The organism is Alsobacter sp. R-9, assembly GCF_054612375.1.
In genome coordinates, this window is the sequence record NZ_JBTSWJ010000038.1 from 1 (window position 1) to 1,793 (window position 1,793).

The window sequence follows — 1,793 nt, forward strand, 5'->3', positions numbered from 1 at the left end:
TGCCGATCCGCGCACCGCCCCGAAGGCCAGGCGCAGACGACACCAGAAAAGCCAGACACGCCCCAGACGACAGCCCCCGCCGGACAGGCGCCGGGGCCGAAGGACGTTGTCTGGAGAGGAGAAAAGGCGAGTGCCGCGCTGAGTGCGGCGTGTCCAGCAAGGGCTGGATCCCCTTCCCGACCGGCTGCGCCGGTCGCCGGGGATGACGGCGGGATGCTGCCGGGCGAACGCGACACGGAGACTTTCCGCGCTGTCCGGAAGGGCCGAGGGACGGCTGGGAGGGCTGACCGCCGAGGAACCGCTCCCCCGGACCGGACTTGCGGGCCCCATCCTCCCCGCCGTCATCCCCGGCCGGAGCGCCGGAGGCGGGCGGCGGAAGGGGATCGGGACCGGTGGGCACAAACGAAAAACCCGCCTCCAGGAGGCGGGCGACGCTGCATCATTGGAAAGAATGGTCGGAGTGGCGGGATTCGAACCCACGACCCCTAGTCCCCCAGACTAGTGCGCTAACCGGGCTGCGCTACACTCCGACTGCGCGCCTTATAGGGGGCGGGGCGGCGAACTGCAACAGGCTCGGCGGAGCCCGGCTTCAGGTCCACAGGACCCTGACGACACTGCCGATGCGCTCGCGCCCGACGGGGCGCTCGCGGTCCCGTTCCGCCACGACGACGGACCCGCCGGCCTCGAGCCGCACCACCTTGCAGGGCTCGGTCAGCCCCTGGTCCTCCTCGTCGCGCAGCCGCACGAGGTCGCCGGGCCGGACGTCGTCGACATCCACGAAAAGGAAGGCGCCCATGAACTGCTCCGTCGATACACCACGCCCGGACGAACGTTTAACGGACGCTTAACCGACGCGCTGTGCGCGAACGCACAGACCCGGCCCGCCTGGCCCGACGCGCAAGGCGGCCGGCGCCGCCGCCCCGTTACGCGGACAGAAGCGCCACCATCGCCTGGATCAGGAAGCCGAGCACCACCATCACGGTGCCGGCGAGACCCATCTGCCTGTAGTGGGCCTCGGCCTCCGCCGCGCGGCCCGTGGCCGCCGCGGCGCGCGGCTCCTCGCCGATCCGGCCCGGCATGCCGTACTTGAAGAGCAGCAGGATTCCGCCGAGCGCCAGCAGCACGCCGATCGCCTGCCATCCCCCGGCCGTGATGTTGGACATGACCATCCCCCTGTGACGCGGTACCCGCCCGTCTACGTGGGACGGGCGGCTCCGATCACGCCGCCGCGAGGACGGATTGTCGCAGGCCCGGCCATGGTGCCCGGGCAGCGGGGGTCGATCAGGTCCGTGCGCCCCCTCAGGGGCAGGCCGGCTGACCGGGCCCGCCGCAGTTGCGCTGCTGACCGGGAGGCGGCCCCCGGCGCTGTTGCTGCTGCTGTTGTTGCTGCTGCAACTGCTGTTGCTGCCGCTGCATCTCCTGCTGGCGCTGCTGCATCATCTGCTGCTGCTGCTGCATCTGCTGCTGACGCTGCTGCTCCATCTGTCGCTGCTGCTGCATCTGTTGCTCGCGCTGCTGCTGCATCATCTGCTGCCGCTGCATCTCCTGCTGACGCTGCTGTTCCATCTGCCTCTGCTGGATCTGCTGCTGTTGCTGCTGCATCTGCTGCTGGCGCTGCTGCTCCATCTGTCGCTGCTGCTGCATCTGCTGGTCGCGCTGCTGCTGCATCATCTGCTGCCGCTGCATCTCCTGCTGGCGCTGCTGTTCCATCTGTCGCTGCTGGATCTGCTGCTGTTGCTGCTGCATCTGCTGCTGGCGCTGCTGCTCCATCTGTCGCTGCTGCTGCATCTGCT

At 69.6% G+C, this 1,793-nt stretch carries 3 protein-coding genes and 1 tRNA gene; 1 reads left to right on the forward strand and 3 read right to left on the reverse strand.

Translation table 11 applies throughout. From position 1 onward, the window contains the following. Window positions 1-452 precede the first annotated feature (452 nt). From ACX9GQ_RS24985 to ACX9GQ_RS24995, 3 genes are all read right to left on the reverse strand, one after another. A tRNA-Pro gene (locus ACX9GQ_RS24985) sits at window positions 453-530 on the reverse strand. A gap of 59 nt (window positions 531-589) precedes the next feature. Beyond that, window positions 590-796: a hypothetical protein gene (locus ACX9GQ_RS24990; RefSeq protein ID WP_459632309.1), complete on the reverse strand. Its 207-nt coding sequence runs from the start codon at window positions 794-796 to the stop codon at window positions 590-592. A 127-nt stretch (window positions 797-923) separates the two neighbouring features. Next, complete coding sequence (locus ACX9GQ_RS24995; RefSeq protein WP_459632310.1) at window positions 924-1,163, reverse strand: hypothetical protein; 240 nt, start codon at window positions 1,161-1,163, stop codon at window positions 924-926. A 205-nt stretch (window positions 1,164-1,368) separates the two neighbouring features. Here ACX9GQ_RS24995 and ACX9GQ_RS25000 point away from each other — a divergent pair. Continuing rightward, window positions 1,369-1,793, forward strand: a 425-nt coding sequence (locus ACX9GQ_RS25000) for a hypothetical protein (protein WP_459632311.1), incomplete at its 3' end; no start/stop codon positions are given.

Excerpts from the sequence above, each read along its gene's own strand:
- ACX9GQ_RS24995 (WP_459632310.1), bottom strand. The coding sequence starts at position 1,163 with ATGTCCAACATCACGGCCGGGGGATGGCAGGCGATCGGCGTGCTGCTG.
- ACX9GQ_RS24990 (WP_459632309.1), bottom strand. The coding sequence starts at position 796 with ATGGGCGCCTTCCTTTTCGTGGATGTCGACGACGTCCGGCCCGGCGAC.